The 735-nt window shown below is 43.0% G+C and carries 1 protein-coding gene; it reads left to right on the forward strand.

The features are described 5' to 3' along the window. The coding region (locus ACRCJ0_RS17360) for a S41 family peptidase (protein WP_431391403.1) at nucleotides 1–688 on the forward strand (688 nt) is incomplete at its 5' end. Nucleotides 689–735 lie beyond the last annotated feature (47 nt).

Below are 735 nucleotides of genomic sequence, written 5' to 3' on the forward strand. Positions count from 1 at the left end.
CCCAGGTGGTTTATTAACTTCTGCCCTACAAATCGCCAATATGTTCTTAAATGATGGAGATACCATCATGCAAGTTCAAGAAAAAGATGCGGATCCTTATGTATATGGAGCGTCAGACGCGGATTACGGCGACTTCCAAGTTGATGAAGATGTGGTCTTATTAGTAGACGAAGGGTCTGCTTCAGCTTCAGAAATCCTAGCTGCAGCTCTACAAGAATCTGCAGGTGTACCAGTAGTTGGTAGCCAAACATTTGGTAAGGGGACCGTGCAAAATGTCTTCTCCCTTGAATCTGATTCAGAACTGAAAATTACTATTGCCAAATGGTTAACACCAAATGGTACTTGGATCAATGAAACAGGGGTAACGCCGGATGTTGAAGCTAGCTTACCGGATTATGCATCTCTAACCTTAATTGATAGGAGCCAAACTTACCAAGAGGGCGATGTTTCAGAAGCGATTCAAAATATTGAAGCGATTCTAGTGGCTTTAGGCTACCAAGATAGCCAAGTGGATGCTGTTTTTGCAGAGGATACAACTAGTGCCGTGCTAGCTTTCCAAGCGGACCAAGGACTCGCTGAAACAGGTGTGATTGATACGGAAACAGCAAGTGCCATGATTTCGGCTATCCAAGCATTAATTGCTTCTAATGACACCCAACTAGACAAAGCAGTAGAAGTTCTGGAATAATAAGGACAAAAGCGCTAAAATAGTAGGGTGCTATAGGTACAAATGAC

The organism is Aerococcus sp. L_32 (assembly GCF_050689315.1).